Below are 24,863 nucleotides of genomic sequence, written 5' to 3' on the forward strand. Positions count from 1 at the left end.
TGCCTGGGCAGCAAAATAATTTATTTGAAAATACAGCACTAATCTGGCCTTTCGTGCGATTCTTCTAAGCAACATCAGGAGACCACCCATGCAGAGTGGGGAGTCGCAGGTCCGTTTCGATTTGCAACCTGAAAACGGCGTCGCGGCGCAGCGAACGCCGCTTTGGCCGATGTTCGTCGGCATTATCGTTACCGCCTGGGCGCTGGATTTCGTGGTGTCATGGTTGCCACGAGGATCAATGGCGCGCTTCGGACTTCTGATCCTTGCCGTCATGCTGCTGTTTACGGCGGTGATGGTTTGCGGCTTCGTGGTGCGTGCCGTATATGCTCGTCTGCTTCCCGGAAAACGACCGCTGGCTACCCCGGCAATCCGCGCAGCCTGCCTGACGGCCTTATGGATTCCGGCATGGGTGTTGTTTGTAGAGACATGGTCGCTGCTGATGATCGCGGCTGGAGTGCTATGTCTGCTGACTCTGGGCTGGTTTCTTAAGCGGTGCGAGATCGCTCCAGTCCAGGTTGACGCCGCATCTCAACCTCATGAACCAGGGACGCCGTTTCTATTTGACGGAACACCGTTAGCACGCCTGTTGTTGCCATCGCTGCTGCTGGTGTTGTTGTTCGATGCTGCAATTGCCCTGGCTGCAAACCGCTGGTTTGTGGTGTCGTCGATTGCGGCGGGCGTCTTCGCGGGTGTGCTGGCATGGCGAGCAGCCACCCGGCGAGTGGCCATTTCAGGTGCTCCCCAGATTACGCAAAAACCGGTGATCTCAAACGGCGGGCAGGCAGGCATCCTTACCACCGCGTTTCTGCTGACGCTGGTGGCGCTGTTGCCCTATCTGCGAGTGGGACAGAAGCGCTCCGGCATATTGGGACCAACGAATGCGACAAAAGCGTCGGCCGCCACTCCAAAAGATGGCGCTTCATCAAGCGACGGTTATGTCGGCGTCATCCTTCTGCCGCTCTCCGAACCGCAAAAGAAGATCATTGCGCCTGTACAGCATGACCTTGTACCGCACTTCGGCGTAAAAATTGCCGAGCCGATGGAGATCCCATTCGACGGGCAATACTGGTACTTCAAGTGGCCCGACAAGCGCCCTCGTCCCACTGCGCGCATGGTGCGCGGTAGCTCGACCAAGGTGCAGGTGAGCTCCAGCGATCGGTATCCGCTGCTGATGGAGGCTCATCAAAAGCTGGCTCAGCCGATGGATCTTGGCTGCTGCTCGGCGATGGATCTGGTTGTAGAGAACGCAGATCAGCAGGAGGGAGCCATCGCCCTTGAATTGTGGGTGAAGAAGCTTCCCGACGCAGCGGCCTCGGCAAAGCAACGGGTCAATGCCGTTGCACTTGAACAGGTGCCACGCTACCTCGGCACAGTCACGATTCCTTCCAGCGAACTACCGATGGCCCAACGTCTGAATCCCTCAGGCAAGCAGACGGAGGAAAAACTGCAATTCCCAATTCCCGCAGCTATGGATGGAATGATGTTCGACGAGATTACAGTCGTTGTCAGGACAGCTCCTGAGCGCGCAAGAATGGGCGCGAAGGTGGCGATCAAAAAGTTTGTACTGGAGCCGTAGGATTGACGAAATAGCAAATAGCTTGCGGCCATGCGGGCTGCCATGTATGCTTGATTCCAAGATGACTTTCCAGTCCAGCCGATTTATTAGCTTTATTTACCGCTACTGGTACCCGGTAGCGGCTTCGGCGGAGTAGGGTCTTCTGACAAATAAGCCTTAGAAGTAAGCTGAGTTCAGACGAGATTCGACACCACACGAGCCGCAACCGCAAAGGTTGCGGCTTTTGTTTTTATGAACGATAGGCGAGGAGAGACGATGGGGACGACGGCAGGAATTGTAAGTCCGGCTGGACCTATGAGCACAGTAAGGTCGGCAGCAGGACGGTTCGGAGTTTACGGTGGGCGCTATGTCCCTGAAACCCTGATGGCTGCGCTCGAGGAACTGGAGGCGGCATACGCGGATGCTCAGAAGGACGCAGCCTTTCAGGCCGAGCTCGACGACCTGTTGCACAACTACTGCGGCCGGCCTACGCCGCTCTACTTTGCCAAGCGACTGAGCGAGAACCTGGGTGGCGCAAAGATCTATCTCAAGCGCGAAGACCTTCTCCACACCGGCGCCCACAAGATCAACAACGCTCTCGGCCAGGGTCTGCTCGCTCGCCGCATGGGTAAGAAACGCATCATCGCTGAGACTGGCGCGGGGCAGCACGGTGTAGCGACTGCAACGGTATGCGCTCTGCTCGGCATGGAGTGCGTCGTCTACATGGGCGAAGAAGACATGCGCCGGCAGGAGCTGAACGTCTACCGCATGCGTCTGTTGGGCGCGGAGGTACGCGGCGTCTCTGCGGGCTCGGCCACGCTGAAGGACGCAATCTCTGAAGCGATGCGCGACTGGGTCACCAACGTCCGCACCACCTTCTACATTCTGGGTTCGGCGCTCGGTGCGCATCCTTATCCCACCATCGTGCGTGACTTCCATCGCGTGATCAGCAAAGAGGCCAAGAGACAGATACTCGAGCAGGCAGGCAAGTTGCCTACTGCCGTTGTCGCCTGCGTTGGCGGCGGTTCCAACGCCATCGGGGCTTTCTACGAGTTCCTGAACGACTCCAACGTGCAGCTGATCGGTGTAGAAGCCGGCGGTCGCGGAACCGCCCTGGGCGAACACGCTGCACGTTTCATGAAATCCGGTGGTGGAGTTCCAGGGGTGCTGCAAGGCACTTACAGCTATGTCCTGCAGGACGACGCCGGACAGATCGCGGCAACGCACTCGGTCTCTGCTGGACTCGACTACGCCAGTGTCGGCCCCGAGCACGCGATGCTGCATGATTCAGGACGCGCCACCTACACGATGGCCACCGATGATGAGGCTTTGAAAGCGGTTGTCACGCTGTCACGGACTGAGGGTATTCTTCCGGCTCTTGAGAGTGCACATGCCGTAGCTGAAGCCATCAAGCTGGCACCAAAGATGGCAAAGACAGACGTATTGATGGTGAACCTCTCAGGGCGTGGTGATAAGGATATGGGGATTTTGTCGCGGGAGCTGGATGTGAAAGGCGCATCTGTGGGGGCGGAGAGCTAACCATGGCGATCCAGTTCAAAAAGAAGCCCGGCCTAGTCGTTTATCTCACTGCAGGCGACCCCGATCTCGCCACCACTCGCGATATCGCGCTAGCAGCGATCGACAACGGCGCAGACGTGATCGAGCTAGGGGTCCCCTTCAGCGACCCGCTCGCCGACGGCCCTGTAATCCAACGCGCCAGTGAACGCGCTGTTGCCAAAGGCACGCGGCTGACTGATGTACTCAACGTGGCAAAAGAACTGCGAGCAGCTCGTCCACAAGCAGGAATTATTCTCTTCTCGTATCTGAATCCCGTTCTGCGACTCGGTCTCAAGGAGTTTTGTGCGAGAGCGAAGGATGCAGGAGCGGACGGTGTTCTGCTGACCGACATGATCGTCGAAGAGGCGGCCGAATATCTCGACGCCATGCGCACCAATAAGCTCGCTCCGGTTTTTCTTGCCGCTCCCACCAGCCCCGATGCCCGTTTGAAGGCAATTGCGGAAAACTCGCAGGGGTTCGTCTACGCCATCTCACGTACTGGAATTACCGGCACGCAGTCGCACCTCACCAGCGATGCTGCGGATATCGTTACGCGGCTCAGGCAGTTCACCTCGCTGCCGATTGCCGTCGGATTCGGCATCTCGAATGCTCAACATGTAAAGGCGGTGGGCGAGTTTGCCGACGCGGCTGTAGTCGGCAGTGCAATTGTGCAGTTGATCGAAAAGACCGCACCGGAGCAGGCCGCATCGGCAGTCGGAAAGTTTGTAGCGGAGCTGCGAGCATGAGACACGTACTCCAGAACGGAATAGGGCATCCAGAAGCCCTCATTCTGCCCATTTATCATGGGGCGTACCTAAATCCCCAGCGGCGAGCGTATGTCTCGCTGCAACCTGAGGACATTCGATGGAGATCTCTGACTGGCGCAAAAAGATCGATGAGCTCGACGAGCAGATCGTTCGCCTTCTCAACCAGCGAGCTGAAGCCGCACACGCCATTGGCAAGCTCAAGCACCAGAGCAGCGCTCCGGTTTATGAACCGAATCGAGAGAAGGAAGTCTTTGAGCATGTGCGCCGTTCGAACCCTGGCCCCCTCTCTGAGACTGAGGTCGTCGACATCTATGAGCGAGTCATCGACGTAATGCGCGCCCTTCAGAAGAAATGACAGGTTTTGCAGTTTGCAACTTATTCCGTTCCACGTTTAGGAAAGCGAAACGAAGACAATGATCGTAGCAATGCAGGACACGGCAACTGAAGAACACATCCAGACCGTAATCGAGCGGATGGTTGAGCTTGGGTTCAACGTTCACCGCACCACCGGAGCCGCGCAGACCATTCTGGCCGGTGTAGGAACTCCGGAGCATTTTGACGTGGCCGAGTTCAAGGTTCTGGCCGGCGTTCACGATGCCTACCGCATTTCTTCGCCCTACAAGCTCGCGGGACGCAACTTCCGCCCGGAAGGCACGAAGATCACCTTCCCCAATGGGGTCGTCGTTGGCGGCAAGGAAGTTGTCGTCATGGCTGGTCCCTGCTCGGTCGAATCACGCGAGCAGATTCTCGACAGCGCCAAGAAGGTTGCTGCCGCAGGCGGAAAGTTTCTGCGTGGCGGAGCCTACAAGCCGCGCAGCTCGCCCTACAGCTTCCAGGGCATGGGCCTTGAAGGCCTGAAGTTGCTGCGTGAAGTCGGCGATGAAACCAACCTGCTCGTCATCACCGAAGTCATGGAGATCTCTCAGATCGAGCCAATGCTTCCTTACATCGATTGCTTCCAGATTGGCGCGCGCAACATGCAGAATTTCAATCTACTGCGAGAGCTCGGCCACGTCCGCAAGCCCTGCCTGTTGAAGCGCGGTATCTCAGCCACGATCGAAGAGGTTCTGCTGTCCGCCGAGTACATCCTCTCGGGCGGCAACTATGACCTGATGCTCTGCGAGCGCGGCATCCGCACCTACGAGACCGCGACCCGCAACACGATGGATATCTCCGCGATCCCCGTGCTTAAGAAGTTGACCCACCTTCCCGTACTGGGCGATCCGTCGCACGGCGTTGGCATTCGCGAATTCGTTCCTCCAATGGCGTTGGCTGCTGTGGCCGCAGGCGCAGATGGACTATTAATGGAGATGCACCCAAATCCCGATAAGGCCATGAGCGACGGAGCGCAGAGCATGTATCCGGAGCAATTGGAGAAGCTTATTGCACAACTCAAGCAACTAGCGCCAGTGGTCGGACGTTCGGTGGCATAGGAGATGGCTGCAGGCGTGATTGAGCGCGTTCTCATTATCGGGACAGGGTTGATCGGTGCTTCCACCGGTCTGGCTCTGCGTACCGCGGGCTTCTCTGGCCGCATCGACGGCTGGGACCAGAGTTCGTTGGAGTTGAATGCTGCCCTTCAGATGGGAGCCGTCGACGGAGTCGTAGGCAACCAGTGGGGTGCACTCGAGCTTGCTCGCCAGGCCGATGTGGTCGTGCTTGCCGTTCCGGTATTGGCAATCAAGGACTGGATGCAACAACTTGCCACGGTCATGGGGCCGGATCAGCTCATCACCGATGTGGGCAGCACCAAGCTCGAGATCACGGAACTGGCCGCGACACTTTTCGGTGGCAAGGACCAGGCCATCTTTCTCGCCGGTCACCCTATGGCAGGCAAGGAATCCGGCGGCGCATTGCTGGCCGAGGCCAGCCTGTTCAACGGCGCAATGTGGCTGTTCACACCGACGGCCGCAGAGTCTACACCGCTTGAGAAAGAGTGGCGAAGTTGGGTCGGATTCTTTGGAGCGCGCTCGCTCGATATGGACCCGAAGCGCCACGATGAGATGTGCGCTTGGGTAAGCCATCTGCCGCAGATGCTCTCGACTGCTCTTGCAGCCTTGCTTGAAGACCGCTTCGGCGATGCCCCCGAAATTGCGGCTATCGGCGGACGCGCACTGCGCGAGACTACCCGACTCGGCGCGAGCCCGTACAGCATGTGGCGCGATGTTGCGCTCACCAATACAGAACCGATCGCCGAAACACTGCTTTCGCTCGAACAACGTCTGACCCATGTTCGCGAGAACCTGCGCACGCCCGGGTTGCGCGACGAGTTCACCCTGGCAAACAGGTTTCGGGCGAAGCGATAGAAAAATAAGCCGGATCTTTTCGTTGTTAAGGAGCTATCACTTGAGTACCGCGGAGCGAGTAAGCGAGACAAGCATCACCCTGGCCGACGTCGTTGCAGCACGCGAGCGTCTGCGCAACTCCATTTATTACTCTCCCTGCGCGCACTCCCAGATGCTCTCCTCCATTACGGGCCAGCAGGTCTTTCTAAAGCTCGAAAACCTGCAAATGACCGGCTCGTTCAAGGAGCGTGGCGCTCTGAACCGCATCGCGCTGCTCACGCCAGAACAGGCCGCCCGCGGAGTTGTAGCCGCCAGCGCAGGTAACCACGCGCAGGGCGTAGCCTATCACGCCACCAAGCGCGGAATTCGCGCTGTAATCGTGATGCCGCTGGCGACGCCACTGGTGAAGGTCACGGCGACTCGCGGCTTCGGCGCAGAGGTCGTCCTGCACGGAGCCAACTACGATGAGGCCTACGAAGAAGCTCGCCGCATCTGCGCCGCGCAGAACATGACCTTCATCCATCCCTTCGACGATCCGGCCGTCATGGCAGGACAAGGAACGATCGGGCTCGAGCTGCTCGAGCAGATTCCGGACCTCGAGGCCGTCGTTGTTCCCATTGGCGGAGGCGGGCTGATTGGCGGCGTTGCCTGCGCCATCAAGGAGTCGAACCCCAGGATTAAGGTCATCGGAGCGCAAACCTCGCGTCTGCCGTCGATGAAAGTGGCTGTAGAACAGCACCGGCCGGTAACGATTCCTCCAGCAACGACCATCGCGGACGGTATCGCCGTGCGTCGTGCGGGCGAGGTAACGCTGCCCGTGATCGAGCGCTACGTCGACGAGATCGTCACCGTCGATGAAGATGAAATCGCTTCGGCCATCCTCGTTCTGCTGGAACGCGAGAAGACACTGGCCGAAGGCGCGGGCGCTACCGGCCTCGCATCCCTGTTGCAGAAGAAGACGTCACTCAACGGTGCGCGCACCGCAGTCATCATCGGCGGAGGCAACATCGACGTCACGCTGCTCAGCCGCATCATCGAGCGCGGCCTTGTGCAGGACGGACGTATGATCCGGCTGCGCATCCATCTGCTGGATAAGCCCGGCGCACTCGCCGAGCTGACGAAGCTGATCGCGCATCATCGCGTAAACATTGTGGACACGCTCTATAACCGCGCCTACTACGGTGTGAACCTGGGCGATACGACGATCGATATTACGCTCGAGACACGCGGCCCGGCGCAGGTCGCTGAACTGCTCGCCGCACTGGATGCTGGCGGCTACGTCTATTCGCGTGTGCTCTAAATGTCAGCCCTTCTCGTAATGGAAGCGTAGTTCCTGTTCGCTGGCGACCGGCTGTCCATTACGGTTCGCAGGATTGAAGACCCACTGCCGTATCGTTGCGATCACGGTCTCATCAATCTTCTGTTCAATCCCCTGGACCAGTTTCAGGTCGGATATCTTTCCGTTCTCGTCGATGACGATATCGAGAATGACGTCTCCCTTTGTTCCCGGCGCCATCGTTGAGAGATCCGGTTTGGGCCTCGGGAAGTACTTTGCGAGTGCGATGCTGATATCTCCCGAGCCCAGGGCATCGGCCCCGCTCGTCGAGTCTGGATGATCTGAGACAGGAGACTTGGTGTTTGGCGAAGTCGCCTGTTCCGCCACCTGCTTCTTCTCTGGCGTCGGTAACGAGAGCTTCGCCTTTGCCTGATCGGGCGGTGTCCTGGCAGCTTGCATCAGGGCCTGCATGGGAGCACGTCCCGGAAGATATGTGAGAACAAGATGATGGCCATTCTCTGTACCCGGGTAGCGAATGGGAGCGATCCAATGCCGGCCGTGGTAAAGCAGGGCCGAAAGTACCAGAATGTGCATCACCACCGATACAGTGGCGGATACAGGACTACGAGCGGGTTGAGCGACTGGCTTACCGATGGTGTCCATGCTGCTCCCGTGCTGGCTGAGATGAGCGGTCCGATATGGAATTTTAGACGCGGCTGAACTGAGTTTGCCGCTTCTCCTGATGTCGTTCACTCGCAAGCTGGATCAGTCGGTCGATCAGTTGTTTGTACGGCAGGCCGGAGGCTCCCCACAGCTTGGGGTACATACTGATGCTGGTAAAACCCGGCAAGGTATTGATCTCATTGAGGAAGATGCGCGGCTTCTTTTTACTTCCCTTCTTGCCAGCAGGTTCCATCAGGAAGTCCACCCGGGCCAATCCGGCGCAGTCACAGGCTTTGAAGGCTTCAACAGCCATCTGACGAATCTGTTTGGACTCTGCCGCAGTCAGCTTGGCGGGAATGATCGGCACGCTGGTGTCGGAGAGGTACTTGGCGTCGTAGTCGTAGAACTCGGCGCCGGGAACGATCTCTCCGACGACACTTGCCTCAGGTGAATCGTTGCCGAGGACCGCGACTTCAAGCTCGCGAGGCTTGGCTCCGGGGCCGCCGACTCCCTGCTCGATGACGAGCTTGCGGTCGAAGCTAGCGGCGAGGTCCATCGCAGCGGCCAGTTCGGAACGATCATGCACCTTACTGATTCCGACCGAAGAACCGAGGTTCGCGGGCTTCACGAAGACGGGGTACTTCAGCGCAGCTTCAATCTTCTTTGTACAGGCTCGCGGATTTGCGTTCCACTCGCTGCGCAAGAGCGAGAGCCACGGTGTCTGCGGCAAACCAGCGGCAGCGAAGAGGCGCTTCATCGCGGCTTTATCCATTCCAGCAGCAGAGCCGAGAACACCCGAACCAACGTAGGCGATATCGGCCAGCTCAAAGAGCCCCTGGATGGTTCCGTCTTCTCCAAAGGTTCCGTGCAGGACAGGAAAGATCACATCAAGGTCGAGCGCTGGGCGCGAACGAGCCAGCTCAGCGCTGGCGCTCAGTTGTAGCGGCTGCAGCGATTCGGCCGGGACCGGCGGAATGATGACGGCTTCTCCTTTTTTGATGACGGCGGCAGTCGGTGTTGCCGCAGGATCACCTGCCAGAAGAGGGTTCTCCGGAGCCTGCTGTCCTGTGAGCAGAGCGTGAGCATCGGAGGCCGTAACCCAGCGGCCTTCCTTGGTGATTCCGATCGGCACGACGTCGTACTTCTTTTTATCGATGGCCTTAAGGATAGAAGCGGCAGAGAGGAGAGAGACTTCATGTTCTCCGGAACGTCCGCCGAAGAGGATTCCGATGCGCTGTTTTTTCTTCATGCTTTGGATGCGTAGCTTTTCCTTATTTTCTAGTCTCTGATAATCGCCGGTGGATCGTGATGGAAGTTTCTCTGGAGTCTACGGAGGGATACCCCTCCCCCACCTTTTTTGCGTAAAGTATTCGATCCAGAACCTTTAGCCTGGTACTTCCTAGCAACCAAAGGTCGTATCGATTCAGACGCCTTCAAAAAGGTCTTAACTCAATTATAAAAATCCGTCTTGGGTGAATCCGCAACGAATAAGCTGTTTTCTTACAATTGTTTAGAGGGATTCTGAACTTGACAGCCTTTTTTGTCCCTCCAAGAACATTTCCGGTTAAATCCTCCTAACCGAAACAGCCCAAAGATGGCCCGTCGTATGCCCGCAGATAGACGGAGAACGATGTGCCTACGATTGGTCTTTCCATGATTGTGAAGAATGGCGGTAGCGATCTGCGCTATTGCCTGAGCAGCGTCCGTTCCATCGTCGACCAGATTGTGATTGCGGATACCGGATCGACGGATGACTCCATCGCGATTGCGAAGGAGTTTGGGGCCACGGTGATTCCCTGCGTATGGAACGATCACTATGCAGAGGCACGAAATGTTGCGCTCGCTCCGGTGACGACGGACTGGGTGCTGGTCCTCGATGCCGATGAGGAGCTATCGCCCGAGGCCGCAGCCGCGCTTCCCGATCTGGTTGCAAGTACACCGGAAAACATCGGAGGATATCAGCTGACCATCCGGAACTATGCGAATGCGGTCTTCGCCAGCGTCACCGGATCTCTCGGCCACAGGAATACCGATTCGTTCGAACGGGCAAAGAACGCTCTGACGCACTCGGAACATATTCTCTGCCGCCTGTTTCGCCGCGATCCGTCGATCTATTTTACCGGCAGGGTGCATGAGGCCGTGGAGATGCAGATCCACCGCGCTGGACTCCGCACTGTTGTCTCCAATCTTCTGATTCTGCATTACGGAACACTGGCCGAGCACTGCAACTACGACAAAAAACAGCATCGCTATTACAAGCTGCTGCGCACTGCCGTGGAAGAGACTCCGAATCTCCCTCACCTTTGGGTACAGTTGGCGATCACGGAACGAAACACCTATAACAACCTCGATGCTGCGTTGGAATGCACTCGCCGCGCGGTTGCACTGGACCCTGGGGCCTTGGATGCATGGTCGTTGCTGGGGGAGTATCTGGGAGAGAAGAAGGAGCATCAGCAGGCGATCGAGGCGTTCCATCATTTGCCGGACGTTGGCGACTGGGGGATCACAAAGGCATGGAGGATCGGTGACCATCTCCACGACCTCAAACGATTCAAAGAAGCGAGAGCGATGTACATCCAGGCGGTGGATCGAGCCAGGAAGAGCCGCCAGCCTTTGCCCCAGGAGTTTCTTACAACGATCGAAAGCCGAATCGGTTACACCGAGGTACGGATCGGGATGCGTACGGTCGGCTTCCGCAAACTGATCCACGCAAGGGACAGCACGCCGATGGTGCTGTCGAACCATGAGCGGCTGATGAAGGCGTATGTCTCCGTGCAGGATGACCGGAGCGCAGCCGAGGTAGCCGAGGCAACGCTCAAATACTGGACGAGCGAACAACTCTACGGTCGCGCCATCGCCCTTCTACGGCGAATTAACGAAGATGCAAGAGCCGACCGTCTGGCCGAAGCTGGCCTGCAACAATTTCCAGATTCGAACTATTTACGCAATATGGCATTCGTGTAGGAAAAGCCTTTTAACGAAAAAGACCACAAAAGCATCGTCTTTACTGGATTTAAAGGCTCATCTCCTCAGGGCCCTCGCTTCGCTGCAGAGTGTTTCCTATTGGAAACTTAAGCCAGCATTAAGAGCGATTTACAGGGCTCTCACACTCCTGACACATACCAGAAAAACGCTCTACCTACGCTTCGCTGAGGAGCCCAAATCATGGGACCTGTGCGGAGTAAAAAAATGTCTTTTAAATTTTCTGTAAAACCATTTGCGATCGCTGTATATGCTTTCTTATTTCTTCTTACTGGGTCGATGTGGGCCCAGACGGGATCGATGACGGGCACCGTGGTCGATGTACAGGGACGTGCACTGCAAGGGGCAAAGATTCTGGCAGATCCAGGAGGAGCCTCGGTGTTATCGGATGCGCAAGGACAGTTCACGCTGGGCGGATTGAGTCCGGGGTCGTATAACGTGAGCGTTTCGTATGCCGGGTTTGCTACGTTGACAAAGAATGTGACTGTATCGACAGGTCAGACGGCACGCATGGACGTATCGCTGAGTGTGGCTTCGTCGAAACAGGACGTGCAGGTTTACGCTGGTCGCGCGGGCGGTGAGATTGAGGCGATCAATCGCACGTTTAACGCAGACAACATCATCAACGTGTTGCCGGCGGACGTGATCAAGAGCCTGCCGAACGCCAATGTCGCAGACGCAATCGGTCGCCTGCCGAGCGTGACGCTGGAGCGCGACGAGGGCGAAGGAAAGTATGTGCAGGTGCGTGGCACAGAGCCTCGATTAACAAACACAATGGTGGATGGGGTGAATATCGCCTCGGCCGAAACGGTGCGGCAGGTAAAGCTCGACATCATTCCGGCGGATCTGGTGGAGTCGGTGCAGATCAACAAAACCTTACAGGCGAATATGCCCGGCGATGGCATTGGCGGATCGGTCGACCTCCGGACGAAGAGCGCTGGCGATAAGCCAACTGTGAGACTCGAATCTACAGGAGGCTATACGCCCATCATTGGCGGCAGAGCGGCGTATCAGTTCGACGGAACATTGGGCAAACGATTTCTTGAGGGCAAGAAGCTGGGATTGCTCTTCGGTGGATCGTATGACTGGAATGGCCGCGGCATCAACGATCTCGAGCCAGGTCCAGTCTTACTAGGCGGATATGACATTCGCGACTACCAGTACTATCGCTCGAGAACAGGCTTCGCTGGCACAGCCGACTACAGGATCAACGATGGTTCGAGCATTTATCTGAAAGGCCTGTATTCGTTGTTTCATAACTTCGGCAATCGTTGGGATTACAACGTAGCGACGACTTACACCCAAAGCGGGCAGCCAGATGGAACGGGTACGGTCACGTTCGGCGCTGAGATTCGTCGCCCCATTCAAGACCTCGGGAGTCTGCAATTGGGTGGACGTCATCTGATGGGGCGGTCCCTGTTGTCTTGGGATACGGAGACCTCCGTTGGGCGGACGCGTGACAATGGGTACTCGGATGCGAAGTTCAGCCCCGGCGATAACTCTGTTCTAAATGGAGGAGTGCAGTTCACGCTGGACAACTCGAAGCCATTGACCCCGAAGCTGATCGCACCAACAGGGTTAAATATTTTTGATCCAACACAATATTTCTATGCGGGCCAAAGTGTGAACCATTACTACAACCCAGAGGTGGATTTAGGGTTTGGAGCTTCTCTGATGACCAGCTATACGGTCGGAGGGCACGCAGGCACCTTCGAGTTTGGAGGACGCTTCAGAAACGTTCACAAGTTCGCCAATCTGGACGAGACCTATACAGTTCCTCTGGCGAATCCAAATGATTCGTCACTCTCGATGACGCGGTTCCTCGGCAGCTTCACAGACTCGAACTACTATGGGGGGGCCTATCAGTTTGGCCCAACGGTGAACTATGACTCGGTGAAGGCGTTTGGTGAGGTTGGACCTGACCCCAACAATCCGAATGTAAAGACAAACAACTTCAACCTGATCGAAAAAGTTTCGGCCGGGTATGTGATGAACACGATCGATCTGAACCGGTTTCGGATTGTGGCAGGGCTACGCTTTGAGAATACAAACGAAAGCGATAAGGGGACGACGGTTCCAAATGCTCCGCCGGTAGCGAAGAACGGATCGTACCTGGATGTGCTGCCGAGTGCCTCGGTACGGTACACCATTACGCCTTCCAGCGGCCTACGACTGGTATATGGACGCGGGCTATCGCGGCCTAACTTCTCAGACCTCGTCTCCTTTGCAACGGTGTCTCCAGGAGGAGTGCGAACCACATCGAGCATCGGCAATCCTAACCTGAAAGCCGAGCATGCAGACAACCTCGACCTGCTCTATGAGCAGAGCCTCAATCCAGTAGGCCTGTTGCAGGCCGGTGTCTTCTATAAGCGGCTGAGCGATCCGATCATTCCTTTGACCACGACGTTGCCGGACGGAACGATCCAGACACAGCCGCAGAACGCCGGCGATGCCTACGTCTATGGTTTTGAGATCGCCTTCCAGCAGCACTTCACGTACCTGCCGGGCATGCTGAGCGGGATAGGGCTTTCGGCCAACTACGGCTACACGTCTTCGCAGGTGACCTTTCCGAAGATGCTGTATCCGGATGGATCTCCGACGGGTGTGTCGCGGAACGATAAACCTTCCTTGCTGCGGCAGGCTCCGCATACATGGAACATCAGCCCGACATACGACAAGAGGAATCTTTCGATGCGGCTGGGCCTAAGCTACAACGCAGCGAATATCTTCTCGTACCAGTACAGCAACAGCAACGCCGGACCACTCGTGTTTACCGGAGGCGATCCGACAACGAATACGGGATACACAGCTTCAGGCGGAGGCTTGAAGGGACCGAACGGTGACACCTATCTCTACGCACATCTACAGGTAGATTTGCAGGGAACATACAAACTTGCGAAGGGTTTCTCGGTAGTAGGGTACGCACTAAACCTCAACAATGAGGTCTTTGGCTTTTACAACGGCAGTACGAACAATCCGATCCAACGTGAGTTTTACCGGCAAACGTTCGGGGGTGGATTGCGATGGTCACCAACACGAGAGCGGTAGGTTGATTCACGAAACAAAGCTCCGCATCCTTGCTGAGATACAAGGATGCGGAGCTTTTTACTCAGAAGCTGAACTTCAGAGCTGCCTGACCGATGCGTGGGTCGGCAGCTTTCTGTACGCGTCCAAAGTTAGGATCGTTGATGTTTCCATTGACCGATCCGTTGGGATAAAACTGCGCGTGATTGAAGACGTTGAACATCTCAAAGCGCGCTTCAATGGATCTGCTCTCTCCCAAGGCTGTGAGCTTGCGGAGAGCCATATCGTAGTTGTCCAGCCCCGGCCCATAGAACATCCTCCGTTTGGCGTTGCCCTGAGTGCCGAGCGCATTCGGAGTGAAGAGTGAAGTATTGAAATACTCGCGTCCGTTGCGGGGATTCCCGTTGAGACGAAGCGGTCCCGGCGTATAGTTCGGCATATCGATGCTGACCGAATTCACGCCGTTGTTCTGCACCTGCACCAGATAGTTATCCCCATTGCTGGCAAAGGTGACCGGAAGACCGGTGGCGAACCGGGTGATCCCGGAGAGCTGCCAACCCTTCACCCAGCGATTCTGATTTCGCAACAGCAACGCAAAGGGAAGATCGTAGTTGTAGCTGACGACAAAATTGTGCTTCAGGTCGAAAGCCGAAGGACTGTCCAGACGGTGATAGTCGTATGGATCGACCTGTTCCTGAATGCTCGATGCCTGATCGAAGGACTTGCTGTAGGTATAGCTGGCAAGCAACGACAGCGGACCGGTTGTGCGACGGAAGGTTACTTCCAGCGCGTTGTAGTTGGAGTTACCCATGTTCTCGTAGTAGGCATCCGTCCCGATCGTATTGGGGAACGGAGAACGCGTACCGTTGACGATGGTGCCGTCGGCGCGCGTATACACGCCGTTTTCGCCAAGTGGACCGCAGGTTGGAGTTCCGGGAGCGACATCCTGTGGCCTGCTGAGACTCATGCAGAGCGCAGGATTGCCGGGGTTCGCGCCGTGAACCGTAAGCAGATGCCGTCCGAGCGAACCGATGTATCCAGCGCTGAATACGGCGTTGGCTCCAATCTGGCGCTCAATGGTCAGGTTGTACTGCATCACATACGAGGTTTTGTTTTTGTACCAGACACTGCCTGCTCCGCTGATGGGCGTATAGCGCGACCAGTCGACGCTGTTGTCCGGATTGCTGACCGAGACGTTGTACGACGGCACATTCACCGGGAACTGCTGGATGTACTGTGTTCCGGTGAGCGCACCGATGAAGGGGGTCTCCATCACGGGCGACTCAGGGCTGGTGTAGGTGAGGCCGTAGGGAGGATTTCCGGTTGGATAAGCGACGGTCAGTCCCTGCGGCGAGGCGATGAAGCGACCGAAGCCTAACCGAACACTGGTCTTTCCAGGGCCGCCGGTAAGTTTCTCCACGAAGGAGTTCGAGGAGCCTGGAGACCAGGCGAGACCGAAGCGTGGTGAAAAATTGTTAAGCGGCGTTGGTGCGATCCCGGCAGGAATTTTAGAACCATCGGGAAGCACATCGCCCGGAACAAGATAGCCAAGCGGAGCGCCGGGGAAGGTCTGCGACTGCACTCCCTGCACAAACGTCGTGGTCTGGTGATACTTCTCGGCCCACGGCGTAACGTAGTCCCAACGCAGTCCATAGTTGATCGTCAGGTTCGGACGAATGCGGTAGCTGTCCTGCGCAAAGAGATCGCCGTCGGCTGCACTCTCATAGAAGTTGGGCGAAGACTGCTGAGAATAGAAGTCAGGCAGGCCGAGCAGGAAATCAGCGTAACCGTTGCCAGTGGTCTGCGAGCCTGTGCCGAAGAAGGAAAAGGTTCCATTCGCAACAAGGTTCGGCGCTTGCTTCACCTTGAACCAGATGTATCGCCCTCCAAACTTGACGGTGTGGTTTCTCACCGTCTTGGTGACGCTGTCGCTCAGGTCGTAGGTGCTGTTTACCTGTGCCAGATAGAACGGATTGGTTCCGACCGCGAAGGAGTTGAAGTACATCATCTCCACTCCGGCCTGCTGCGGGAAGCCCTGGATAATGCCCTGGCCTCCTGCCTGGATTCCCTGATCGGCGAGCGTGGTTCCTACACCCCCTTTCGGTGTACCGATCTTGTTATCGAGCCGCGTCCATCCAAAACGCACTTCGTTGACCAGAGTCGCACCGAAGGCATGAATATTGCTCAGCGCAACCGTCTGATCGACGCCACTGGACATCGCATCGAAGACCTGACCGTTGCCTGGAACCGTTGCTCCACCCAGTCCTGCAGGGTAAGGATTATCGAGGCTGTATTTGTCATTGAAGTAGTAGATGGACGAGGTCCCAAAACGCGCGGAATTGAAGTCCACTCTGCCCGAGGCCTTGTCGTCGTGAACCCAGTTCTTCTCCGATCCGGAAGAGAACTGATTGCTTCCGAGATTCGGCATGGGAATGTATTGAAGCATGCGTGTGGGAGCGGTCCCCCAGGCGCGCTGCGGAATGATGGCGTTGGGAAAGACGCATTGGCTGGTCGTCGTGCATCCCTTCATATAGAAGGGCTCGTTCTGCATTACGGTATAACCGAGGCGGCCGGACAGAGTCTTGGCGAGATACGCGCCGTTGACCGTTCCGGTGAGTGTGGCAGCAGAATCAGTAAAGTTACCACCACGATTCAACAACGAAGGCACACTGACAATTCCTGTTTCGATGCCCTGCGAAGTGCGCTGCCCCTGATAGTCGGCAAAGAAAAAGATCTTATCTTTGCGAAGCGGACCGCCGAAGGTTCCACCGTACTGGTTCTGATGAAAGGCCGAGCGCGCGGGAGAGAAGTATCCGCGCGCATCGAGGCTCGTGTTGCGAAAGAACTCAAATGCGGAGCCATGGAATTTGCTGGTGCCGGATTTGGTCACCACGTTGATGATGCCGCCGGTAAAGCTGCCGTACTCCGCATCGACATTGCTACTGAGGATGCGAAACTCTGCGATGGAATCGAGATTGGGAATGATGCCTGCCTGCTGGCCGATCGTCTCCTGCACGCTCACGCCATTGAGGAAGTAAGCATTGTCGGATTCGCGCTGGCCATGAATAGAAAATTGTCCCGTGTTCTCCTGCCCCGCAACCGGGACCGTGCCAAAGCCTCCGCCTGAGGTGGAGTTACCCGCTCCGCTTGTCGTAATAGGCGAAACACCCGCCTGCACCGCCAGCAGATCTGTATAGCTGCGCCCATTCAGGGGAATGTCGGTCACCTGTTTCGATTCGATGGTCTGCCCGAGTTGCGTATCCGTGGTTGCAACCTGCACGGCCGAAGCATCCACCATTACCGTGTCACTTGCACCGGAGACACGCAGACTGAAATCAATGGCCAACGCTGTGTTGACGTCGATCTTGATTGCTTCCCTTGTCTCACCTTGAAACCCGGAGGCTTCGGCGGTGATGTTGTAAATCCCAACGGGAAGTAAAGGGAAGGAATAAAGACCGTCCTGGCTGGTGACAGCGGACTGCTTCACTCCTGTCGCTTCATTCATGACTGTGACTGTCGTCCGTGGAATGACCGCGCCAGTAATGTCCTTTACCGTTCCTGAGATTCTTCCGGAGGTCTGGCCCATTGCCGAGCGGCTGGTAAACAGCATCAACAGTGCAGCCACCAGAAGAAATGCAACCGGATACAACACCGGTTTCAGTCCGTTACGCGGCTCGTGCGTGTGAAATCCTTCTTCTGCACGGCAATTTTCATTGCCGGCTCCCAAAATATTCTTTTGCTTTCGCAGCTTCATCTTCGTTCTCCTGAGACGTGTATCTGGGCACACGCCGGGCGTTGTAGCTGGACGAGCACTGTCGTCCGCCACTTTTCGGTTCATCAAGAGAGAGCGTGTCGCTCGCTCAATCGCTTACGTTCCCGCGATAAGTCGAGCCGATCTGGAGAAGAGAATCAGCGGATCATCGCGGAGGTCTTGGGCCTCCGGCGTTGCGGAGGCTCAATAGAAGAGGGATCTTCTTCCATCAGGCGCTCCTTTCCTTTTGTGATACGTGAAAATTGTCAGGCCGCGCAGAACCATGAATCCGGCTCCTGGCGAAGTGCTGAATCTTGACGCGAAGAATCGCTTTTAGCGGTCTCGATCCAGACAGCAGTCAACGTTGCATGTGAGCCAATGTGGGACGGTACCCAGACGCAACGAAGTGGCGTCTGCCGCGTGCGATGAATGTGGTACATGTTGAGCATGGTTTTCCTCCTGGGCGCGACAGATCGCAGGCAGCCGAATGCGAACCGACGCCGCGCCGTTTTTATTCATCGGTAGCAGGAGGAGAAAACTCCCGCTCGCCGGGTTCGTGTTGAACGATCCCATGCATGCGAGCGAGAAGGGCCGGAAACGGCTAGTCAGCGTTCAACAAAGCACAGGAAGGAATCGCCTCCAAGCAACTTGGAGGCTCTTGTTTGCCAGGGTTATCCATATATCCTTCTGTGGAGGGCTCTATACCCCATCTAGGTTTGTACCATACCCCCCCAGGGTAATCAAGCAAAAAGGAGAATCATGTCCCATAGCGAACGAGAGAAGGCAAAACTGCTGAACCGCGTAAGGAAAACGCGTGGCCAGTTGGATGCAGTAGAACGCGCTTTACAGGGGGATCAGGACTGCGGTGACGTCCTGATGTTGCTTGCCGCCGTTCGCGGAGCGGTAGGCTCCCTGATGGCCGAAGTGCTGGAAGATCACATCAAGTACCATCTCACCGATGCCTCGCAGGAAAGAATCGCCCCCGAACTGGCAGACGACCTGATCGACCTTGTACGCGCTTATGTAAAGTAAGCTCTGCCCTTCATGTAGAGCAGACTCAGTGCATTTCGATCAATCGCTTTTCTGCGATGACCTTCTGCTTCGCCGCGCCTGGCGACAGGCCAAGATAGCGCTTGAAGGCACGATTGAACGCGGCTTCCGATTCATACCCAAGAGAGCTGGCGACTTCGCCTACGGTAAGGTGTTGCTCCGCGAATCGTGTCAGCGCGACGTTCATTCGCCATCGCGTCAGGTAACGCATTGCCGGCTCGCCGACCAGTTCGGTAAAACGTGCCGCAAAGGCAGAGCGCGACATGGAGGCCAACGAGGCAAGAGACTCGAGTGTCCAGGGCAACGCCGGATTCCGATGAATCTGTGTGATGACTCGGCCAATCTGTGCGTCCTGCAGAGCGCCAAGCCAACCGGTCTGGGCAGAAGGATTGTGAGTGATCCAGAATCGGATCGCGTGGATCACGAGAATGTCGGCAAGACGTGTGATGATGGTCTCTCCACCAGGCCCCATCTCTCTGGCCTCGGCGGCGATCATGCGCAGTGTGCTTTGCATCCAGTCGGATTGAGGCGAAGCCCAGGTATCGACCGTAATGACCTTCGGCAAAAGCGCGATGAGTTGTTGCGCTGCGGGATCATCGAATTTGAACAAGCCGCAGATCATCGTGGTCCGTTCTCCGTCTCCACCGAGCCGTATCGTCTCGTAACGTTCGCTCACCGGATTGCGGTCAATCTCAAAGAGTTTTGCCGCAGATGTTCCGGGAGCGCTTCTTAGCACATGGCCTTGGCCATGAGGGACCAGAGCCAGATTGCCCGGCAGAAGACATTGGCTTGGCGCTCCTTCCAGGTCGAGAAGGCATTGCCCCGCTGTCACGACATGAAGCATGAGGCAGTTCTGGAGCGGAGGAATATCAAGACCCCAGGGCGCTCCGAACTCAGAGCGGGCATAAAATGTTCCGCTCATGCGAAGAAAGTGGAGGGCTTCTCCCACTGGATCTACGACCGCAGGTAGTTCAACTTTCATGCCTTTGATTATGAATCAAAATTAATTTCTTATCATCCGGATTTTATGGACGAATGAGCAATAAATTACGATTTATAGGCATTGTTAGTCCTAAATATTCGATCTATTTTGGATTTGAAGCAAGCCAAAGATTGCTTCTAAGAGGAGAAGATCGATGAACAGCAATGACAAGATATTCGTCGCAGGTGGAACGGGAAAGACAGGCAGAAGGGTAGTCGAGCGCTTGCAACGTCTAGGGGTTCCATTCCGAGTCGGTTCGCGGAATGCACAACCGGCGTTCAATTGGGAAGACAGTACAACCTGGCCGGCTGCCCTGGAAGGAATCACCAAGGTCTATGTCGCATACTCTCCGGACATCGCAGTTCCGGGAGCGCCAGAGATCGTTCAGGCCTTCTTTAAACGCGCAATCGAAGCTGGAGTTCAAAAACTGGTTCTGCTTTCAGGCCGAGGAGAAGAAGAGGCCGAACGCGCGGAGCAGATGCTGAAGGCTTTCGACATCGATTGGACGATTCTGCGCTGCAGCTTCTTCAGTCAGAACTTCGACGAGGGCTTCTTTCTTGAACCGATCCTGGCGGGCGAGGTTGCTCTTCCGGTGCGGCCTGTTCCCGAACCCTTTGTCGATGTTGAGGACGTTGCCGATGTTGCAGTCGCAGCGCTGACCCTGCCCGGCCACTCAAGAAAGCTCTACGAGCTTACAGGGCCACGCGCGCTGACGTTTGCGGATGCCGTTGCAAAGATTGCTAAGGCGACCGGGCGGGAGATCCGCTATGTCTCGATCACACCGCAGGAGTACCGCGCAGCCATGCTGGACGCGCAGGTACCGGCAGAGATAGTCGATCTGGTGCTCTACCTTTTCGATACTGTGCTGGATGGCCGTAACACTCCGATTGCAGACGGAGTACAGCAGGCGCTCGGACGTCCCGCCAGCGATTTCTCGAAGTATGTCCAACGCATCGCAGCAAGTGGAGTATGGGGAAACTGACAAATGCGGGAGGCGCAGTCATCTGTGCCTCCCTTGATCACGGACAGTGCACGAACGGGTAAGCTGGTTCTATGAATCCTCTCGTCTCTGTCTCATGGCTGGCCGATCGCCTTAATGATTCGCAGATTGTCGTGCTCGATGCGACGCTTCCACCGGTGGGAGTAACTCCTCCCGTCGATACGCGCGGACGTTATCTGGAGCGGCATATCCCAGGTGCTGTGTTCTTCGACATCGACGAGCTCTCCGACCACTCCACTTCGCTGCCTCACATGCTTCCCACGGAAGAAGAGTTCTCGCGCAAGATGGGAGAACTTGGTATCGGCAACGAAATGACAATCGCCGTCTATGAGCAGGCCGGAGTCTTTTCAGCTCCACGTGCCTGGTGGATGCTGCGCACCTTCGGCGTCGATAAGGTCCATGTGCTCGATGGCGGACTGGACGCATGGACAGCAGCAGGATTGCCGGTTGAATCGGGCACGGCAAAACGTGCCGAGGTAAAGTTTACGGCGCGGCTGGACCGCAGCGTAGTGAAGAGCTTTGAGCAAGTGCAAAAGATGATTGCTGCACACGCGCAGATTCTGGATGCACGGTCGGCAGGAAGATTCGCAGGCACCGCACCAGAGCCACGGCCAGGAATCAGCTCCGGACACATGCCCGGTGCAACCTCAGTTCCCTTCACCGAACTTACAGAGACAGGCCGCATGAAGGATGCTGACGGATTGCGTGAACTCTTCGCGGCGAAAAAGGTGAATCTGGATCAACCGATCACAACCACCTGCGGCTCGGGAGTAACCGCAGCCGTCATCGCGTTAGGGTTGGAGATTGCAGGCGCAAAACAGGTGAACCTCTATGACGGATCGTGGGCAGAGTATGCCTCGCGCCCTGAAGCTGTGATTGAGAAAGATTAGTTGCCGGGCATTCTCAACGAGAACCCTACTTCGCCAGAAGCTTCACGCTGACGCCGGCCATCTCGATCGTCGCCGAAGAATATCCCAGGATCTCGCCATCCGCTTGAACCGCAATCGGCTGTTTATATTCGAGTCCGGCGATGGGGCGGCAAACCACGCGCGTTACATCCTCGTAACGTGCTGCGGCATTTGCCTTAGAAGCGCGGTCACGCTGCCCTTCTCCAAACACTAAAGCTCCTACAGAGGCCTGTGCCAAACGAAGCCGTGAAGCTCCTTCGACACTGGCGAGACGGAGAAACGGAAGCTCCAGCCCACCGCCTGGATGCCAGAGATTCAGCTCCGCTACGTGGACAGCAATCATCTCGCAGACCTGTCGCTGCAGCACCTCTCCCGCCACAGTCGTAATCTCGATCTCGAAGGGCTGAAGCGGATAGGTGACGAGCGTCTCAAGCCCAGCCCCGAAGTAGGCAATCTTTCCCGCACTGTGTTTTCCGTAACGCTCCGCGGCAGCCATCATGGCAGCGTGTCCCCCCATACCGGCGGCCATGGCAAAAAACCAGCTATGCTCCTCAGCTCTATTCGCACAAGTGATCTTTCCTAGAGGTATCGCTCGCGGTGTGGCCCCAAGCAGCCAGCGTATGGCTTCCACTGGATTGCGGGGAATGCCGAGGTTCTGCGCAAGGATATTTCCCGTACCGAACGGACAGATTCCTAAGGGCACCTCGGAGCCAGCGAGTCCCTGCACAGCGTCAAAGACCGTGCCATCGCCGCCACACGCAATGACAGCATCGGTCGGATGCTGAAGAGCGCTCCGAATTGCGTCCTTTGCGGAGCGGTCTGGAGTCGCCTCCAGAAGTTCAACCTCCACACCTGCCTTCGCCAGCACCTGCATCATGCCGGGGAGAGAGCGACGCCGATGCCGCTCAAAGACTGGGTTTACCAGCAATACAATCCTGCGCACGCGTTTCATCGTAACTGTTTTCTAAGCACAACTCATAGAACGAGAGGAGTTTGTTAAGATCGCTGAAAAGAAATTTTGGTCTGCGAGGAGAGCCATGCAGTTTAAAGGAATGAAGTGGGGAGTTCCCCTTGCAGTCATGATGAGTGGAACGCTGGCCTTTGCTGCCAGCGGCGCGAAGGTCCCTGATCTCGGACCGAATGTCGCCATATTCTCGCCTTCAACTCCTGCCACAGAAATTCAGGCGCGCATCGATAAGGTCTATGCGGCCCAGCAGCACAGCGAGTTCGGCGCCGAACGCGATGCTCTGCTCTTTTTACCCGGCGAATACAAGGTCGATGTACCGGTAGGTTTCTATACCCAGGTTGTAGGATTGGGCGCAGTTCCGGACAAGGTCCATATCGCAGGCAATGTACACTCCGACGCAGCAGGAAAAAATGACAACGCGACCACGACCTTCTGGCGCAGCATGGAAGGGTTCTCGGTCACTCCTGCGAATGGCCTGATGCAGTGGGCCGTATCGCAGGCGGCTCCGTTCCGGCGAATGCACGTGAAGGGAGACATGGTGCTGAACCAGAAGCACGGCTGGTCGAGCGGCGGCTGGATGTCCGACACCGCCGTGGATGGTACGGTCAACTCCGGCACGCAGCAGCAGTGGATCTCGCGCAATGTGGAGTGGGGCGGCTGGACAGGTTCGAACTGGAACATGGTCTTCGTAGGCGTGAACAAGCTACCAGCCGGCGAGTGGCCGTCGCCTCCATATACGAAGGTGGCGACGGTTCCGGTAGTGCGAGAGAAACCCTTCCTTGAAGTCGATGCGAAAGGGCGTTGGGGCGTGCGGGTTCCTGCCTTGCGCCGCGATAGCACAGGAGTGACGTGGCGAGGCGGCGAGACGCCAGGAAAGACGATTCCGCTGACGCAGTTTTACATTGCGAAGCCGAGCGATAGCGCGACAGCGATTAACGCTGCTCTGGCGAAGGGAAAGCATTTGCTACTGACTCCTGGAATTTATGAGTTGGATGATGCACTGCGGATCACCAAACCGGGAACCGTTGTATTGGGGCTAGGCTTCGCGACGCTCAAACCAGTCAAAGGAACGGCAGCGCTGACGGTAGCGGATGTCGATGGAGTCACCGTCGCGGGATTGCTGTTCGATGCAGGAGAAACAGAATCGCCCGTGCTGCTGGAGGTTGGGACTGAAGGCAACAAACTGCGGCACACGCAGAATCCCACATTGCTGGCAGACGTATTCTTCCGTATCGGCGGAGCAGCTATGGGTAAGGCCCGCGTTAGCCTCCTCATTCACTCGAACGATGTGATTGTGGACCACACATGGATCTGGCGCGCCGATCACGGTCACGGCGTCGGCTGGAATAGCAACACCGCCGCGAACGGCCTTGTCGTCGAAGGAAAGGATGTCACCGCGTATGGGTTGTTCGTCGAACACTTTCAGCAGTATCAGGTGCTGTGGAAGGGTGAGGGCGGCAGAACCTACTTCTATCAATCGGAGATTCCATACGATCCGCCAACGCAGCCCGCATATACCAGCGGAACCGGCGTGGACGGCTGGGCCTCCTACAAAGTCGCCGATGGTGTTGCCCATCACGAAGCCTGGGGTCTGGGAATCTACAGCGTCTTCCGCCATCCCGATGTAAGGCTGACGCGGGCAATCGAGGTTCCTAAAACGCCGGACGTGAAGTTCCACCACATGATTACGGTTGCTCTGGATAATCTGGGATCGATCGACAACGTGATCAACGACGCAGGGGGACCGACGTCCGTTGCACCTCACCGGGTAACGCCGAAGGTCACGAACTATCCGTAAGACCGAAGGCTATACGTTGGTGAGTGCGGCAAGCTCAGCAGCTTGTTTCCACTCACCGAGAGAACGACTGAGAAGAGCTGCTGCGCATCCTTCGCCGCACAACACAATGATGTCGTCGCTTTGCGCCAGCTTCCAGTCCCAGGGCATAAAGGTGATCCCGGTCGGGGTCACGGAAGCGAGAACCCAGTGGTTGGTTGTCTTCTTCTGGGTCCCGCATAGGCACGTGTACACAGGTGTCATGGCCATGGACTACCTCCTCCTCCCCTCGACCGGTCAGGAGATAAAGCGATGCAGTTCT

Annotated in this window: 19 protein-coding genes; 13 read left to right on the forward strand and 6 right to left on the reverse strand. The window is 56.7% G+C overall.

Annotated features, from left to right (window positions below; all coding sequences use genetic code 11):
• Positions 1-88: 88 nt before the first annotated feature.
• The 7 genes from H7846_RS17460 to H7846_RS17490 all read left to right on the forward strand — a co-directional run bounded on the left by H7846_RS17460 (position 89) and on the right by H7846_RS17490 (position 7,464).
• Positions 89-1,576 carry a hypothetical protein gene (locus H7846_RS17460; protein WP_186694035.1) on the forward strand — a complete coding sequence of 496 codons (1,488 nt, stop codon included), beginning with the start codon at positions 89-91 and terminating at the stop codon, positions 1,574-1,576.
• 255 nt (positions 1,577-1,831) lie between these two features.
• On the forward strand, positions 1,832-3,094 hold the full coding sequence (gene trpB, locus H7846_RS17465; RefSeq protein WP_186694036.1) for a tryptophan synthase subunit beta: 1,263 nt from the start codon (positions 1,832-1,834) through the stop codon (positions 3,092-3,094).
• 2 nt (positions 3,095-3,096) lie between these two features.
• Positions 3,097-3,858 (forward strand): tryptophan synthase subunit alpha, encoded by a 762-nt coding sequence (gene trpA / locus H7846_RS17470; RefSeq protein WP_186694038.1) that lies wholly within the window; start codon positions 3,097-3,099, stop codon positions 3,856-3,858.
• A gap of 118 nt (positions 3,859-3,976) precedes the next feature.
• The gene (gene pheA, locus H7846_RS17475) at positions 3,977-4,234 is read left to right on the forward strand and encodes a chorismate mutase (protein WP_186694040.1); all 258 of its coding nucleotides are present in this window, start codon (positions 3,977-3,979) and stop codon (positions 4,232-4,234) included.
• A 58-nt stretch (positions 4,235-4,292) separates the two neighbouring features.
• The gene (aroF, locus tag H7846_RS17480) at positions 4,293-5,312 is read left to right on the forward strand and encodes a 3-deoxy-7-phosphoheptulonate synthase (protein WP_186694042.1); all 1,020 of its coding nucleotides are present in this window, start codon (positions 4,293-4,295) and stop codon (positions 5,310-5,312) included.
• Positions 5,313-5,327: 15 nt separating this feature from the next.
• Positions 5,328-6,185 carry a prephenate dehydrogenase gene (locus tag H7846_RS17485; protein ID WP_186694044.1) on the forward strand — a complete coding sequence of 286 codons (858 nt, stop codon included), beginning with the start codon at positions 5,328-5,330 and terminating at the stop codon, positions 6,183-6,185.
• 40 nt (positions 6,186-6,225) lie between these two features.
• Positions 6,226-7,464, forward strand: a complete 1,239-nt coding sequence (locus H7846_RS17490; protein ID WP_255460728.1) for a threonine ammonia-lyase — start codon at positions 6,226-6,228, stop codon at positions 7,462-7,464.
• A gap of 3 nt (positions 7,465-7,467) precedes the next feature.
• Here the strand turns inward: H7846_RS17490 and H7846_RS17495 are convergent, their stop codons facing one another.
• Positions 7,468-8,103 carry an energy transducer TonB gene (locus H7846_RS17495; RefSeq protein ID WP_186694048.1) on the reverse strand — a complete coding sequence of 212 codons (636 nt, stop codon included), beginning with the start codon at positions 8,101-8,103 and terminating at the stop codon, positions 7,468-7,470.
• A gap of 43 nt (positions 8,104-8,146) precedes the next feature.
• Positions 8,147-9,352 carry a D-alanine--D-alanine ligase family protein gene (locus tag H7846_RS17500; RefSeq protein ID WP_186694050.1) on the reverse strand — a complete coding sequence of 402 codons (1,206 nt, stop codon included), beginning with the start codon at positions 9,350-9,352 and terminating at the stop codon, positions 8,147-8,149.
• 383 nt (positions 9,353-9,735) lie between these two features.
• Between H7846_RS17500 and H7846_RS17505 the strand changes: the two genes are divergently transcribed.
• Positions 9,736-11,067 (forward strand): glycosyltransferase, encoded by a 1,332-nt coding sequence (locus tag H7846_RS17505; RefSeq protein ID WP_186694052.1) that lies wholly within the window; start codon positions 9,736-9,738, stop codon positions 11,065-11,067.
• Between the two features lie 225 nt (positions 11,068-11,292).
• A complete protein-coding gene (locus H7846_RS17510) occupies positions 11,293-14,133 on the forward strand; it encodes a TonB-dependent receptor (RefSeq protein WP_186694054.1) in 2,841 nt (946 codons plus the stop codon).
• A gap of 61 nt (positions 14,134-14,194) precedes the next feature.
• On the opposite strand, the gene H7846_RS17515 is transcribed toward H7846_RS17510, so the two are convergent.
• Positions 14,195-17,863 carry a carboxypeptidase regulatory-like domain-containing protein gene (locus H7846_RS17515; RefSeq protein WP_186694056.1) on the reverse strand — a complete coding sequence of 1,223 codons (3,669 nt, stop codon included), beginning with the start codon at positions 17,861-17,863 and terminating at the stop codon, positions 14,195-14,197.
• Positions 17,864-18,619: 756 nt separating this feature from the next.
• On the opposite strand from H7846_RS17515, the gene H7846_RS17520 reads away from it, so the two are divergent.
• Positions 18,620-18,892: a metal/formaldehyde-sensitive transcriptional repressor gene (locus tag H7846_RS17520; RefSeq protein WP_186694058.1), complete on the forward strand. Its 273-nt coding sequence runs from the start codon at positions 18,620-18,622 to the stop codon at positions 18,890-18,892.
• A 25-nt stretch (positions 18,893-18,917) separates the two neighbouring features.
• Here the strand turns inward: H7846_RS17520 and H7846_RS17525 are convergent, their stop codons facing one another.
• Positions 18,918-19,892 carry an AraC family transcriptional regulator gene (locus tag H7846_RS17525; protein ID WP_186694059.1) on the reverse strand — a complete coding sequence of 325 codons (975 nt, stop codon included), beginning with the start codon at positions 19,890-19,892 and terminating at the stop codon, positions 18,918-18,920.
• Between the two features lie 154 nt (positions 19,893-20,046).
• Between H7846_RS17525 and H7846_RS17530 the strand changes: the two genes are divergently transcribed.
• Positions 20,047-20,874, forward strand: a complete 828-nt coding sequence (locus tag H7846_RS17530) for an NAD(P)H-binding protein (protein WP_186694060.1) — start codon at positions 20,047-20,049, stop codon at positions 20,872-20,874.
• 71 nt (positions 20,875-20,945) lie between these two features.
• Complete coding sequence (gene sseA, locus H7846_RS17535) at positions 20,946-21,782, forward strand: 3-mercaptopyruvate sulfurtransferase (protein ID WP_186694061.1); 837 nt, start codon at positions 20,946-20,948, stop codon at positions 21,780-21,782.
• A 25-nt stretch (positions 21,783-21,807) separates the two neighbouring features.
• Here sseA and H7846_RS17540 read toward each other — a convergent pair whose 3' ends face one another.
• Positions 21,808-22,752 (reverse strand): diacylglycerol/lipid kinase family protein, encoded by a 945-nt coding sequence (locus H7846_RS17540; protein ID WP_186694062.1) that lies wholly within the window; start codon positions 22,750-22,752, stop codon positions 21,808-21,810.
• Positions 22,753-22,837: 85 nt separating this feature from the next.
• Between H7846_RS17540 and H7846_RS17545 the strand changes: the two genes are divergently transcribed.
• Positions 22,838-24,565 (forward strand): coagulation factor 5/8 type domain-containing protein, encoded by a 1,728-nt coding sequence (locus H7846_RS17545; protein ID WP_186694063.1) that lies wholly within the window; start codon positions 22,838-22,840, stop codon positions 24,563-24,565.
• A 9-nt stretch (positions 24,566-24,574) separates the two neighbouring features.
• Here H7846_RS17545 and H7846_RS17550 read toward each other — a convergent pair whose 3' ends face one another.
• Positions 24,575-24,811, reverse strand: a complete 237-nt coding sequence (locus tag H7846_RS17550; protein WP_186694064.1) for a hypothetical protein — start codon at positions 24,809-24,811, stop codon at positions 24,575-24,577.
• Positions 24,812-24,863: the final 52 nt, after the last annotated feature.

Source organism: Edaphobacter sp. 4G125 (genome assembly GCF_014274685.1).
In the GTDB taxonomy this organism is placed as follows: Bacteria; Acidobacteriota; Terriglobia; order Terriglobales; family Acidobacteriaceae; genus Edaphobacter.

What these genes read in the sequence shown, in the direction of transcription:
- H7846_RS17520 (WP_186694058.1), top strand. Translation starts at nt 18,620, where the DNA reads ATGTCCCATAGCGAACGAGAGAAGGCAAAACTGCTGAACCGCGTAAGG.
- pheA (WP_186694040.1), top strand. Translation starts at nt 3,977, where the DNA reads ATGGAGATCTCTGACTGGCGCAAAAAGATCGATGAGCTCGACGAGCAG.
- H7846_RS17550 (WP_186694064.1), bottom strand. Translation starts at nt 24,811, where the DNA reads ATGGCCATGACACCTGTGTACACGTGCCTATGCGGGACCCAGAAGAAG.
- sseA (WP_186694061.1), top strand. Translation starts at nt 20,946, where the DNA reads ATGAATCCTCTCGTCTCTGTCTCATGGCTGGCCGATCGCCTTAATGAT.
- H7846_RS17525 (WP_186694059.1), bottom strand. Translation starts at nt 19,892, where the DNA reads ATGAAAGTTGAACTACCTGCGGTCGTAGATCCAGTGGGAGAAGCCCTC.
- H7846_RS17495 (WP_186694048.1), bottom strand. Translation starts at nt 8,103, where the DNA reads ATGGACACCATCGGTAAGCCAGTCGCTCAACCCGCTCGTAGTCCTGTA.
- H7846_RS17510 (WP_186694054.1), top strand. Translation starts at nt 11,293, where the DNA reads ATGTCTTTTAAATTTTCTGTAAAACCATTTGCGATCGCTGTATATGCT.
- trpA (WP_186694038.1), top strand. Translation starts at nt 3,097, where the DNA reads ATGGCGATCCAGTTCAAAAAGAAGCCCGGCCTAGTCGTTTATCTCACT.
- H7846_RS17545 (WP_186694063.1), top strand. Translation starts at nt 22,838, where the DNA reads ATGCAGTTTAAAGGAATGAAGTGGGGAGTTCCCCTTGCAGTCATGATG.
- H7846_RS17500 (WP_186694050.1), bottom strand. Translation starts at nt 9,352, where the DNA reads ATGAAGAAAAAACAGCGCATCGGAATCCTCTTCGGCGGACGTTCCGGA.
- H7846_RS17515 (WP_186694056.1), bottom strand. Translation starts at nt 17,863, where the DNA reads ATGAAGCTGCGAAAGCAAAAGAATATTTTGGGAGCCGGCAATGAAAAT.
- H7846_RS17540 (WP_186694062.1), bottom strand. Translation starts at nt 22,752, where the DNA reads ATGAAACGCGTGCGCAGGATTGTATTGCTGGTAAACCCAGTCTTTGAG.
- aroF (WP_186694042.1), top strand. Translation starts at nt 4,293, where the DNA reads ATGATCGTAGCAATGCAGGACACGGCAACTGAAGAACACATCCAGACC.
- H7846_RS17460 (WP_186694035.1), top strand. Translation starts at nt 89, where the DNA reads ATGCAGAGTGGGGAGTCGCAGGTCCGTTTCGATTTGCAACCTGAAAAC.
- H7846_RS17530 (WP_186694060.1), top strand. Translation starts at nt 20,047, where the DNA reads ATGAACAGCAATGACAAGATATTCGTCGCAGGTGGAACGGGAAAGACA.
- trpB (WP_186694036.1), top strand. Translation starts at nt 1,832, where the DNA reads ATGGGGACGACGGCAGGAATTGTAAGTCCGGCTGGACCTATGAGCACA.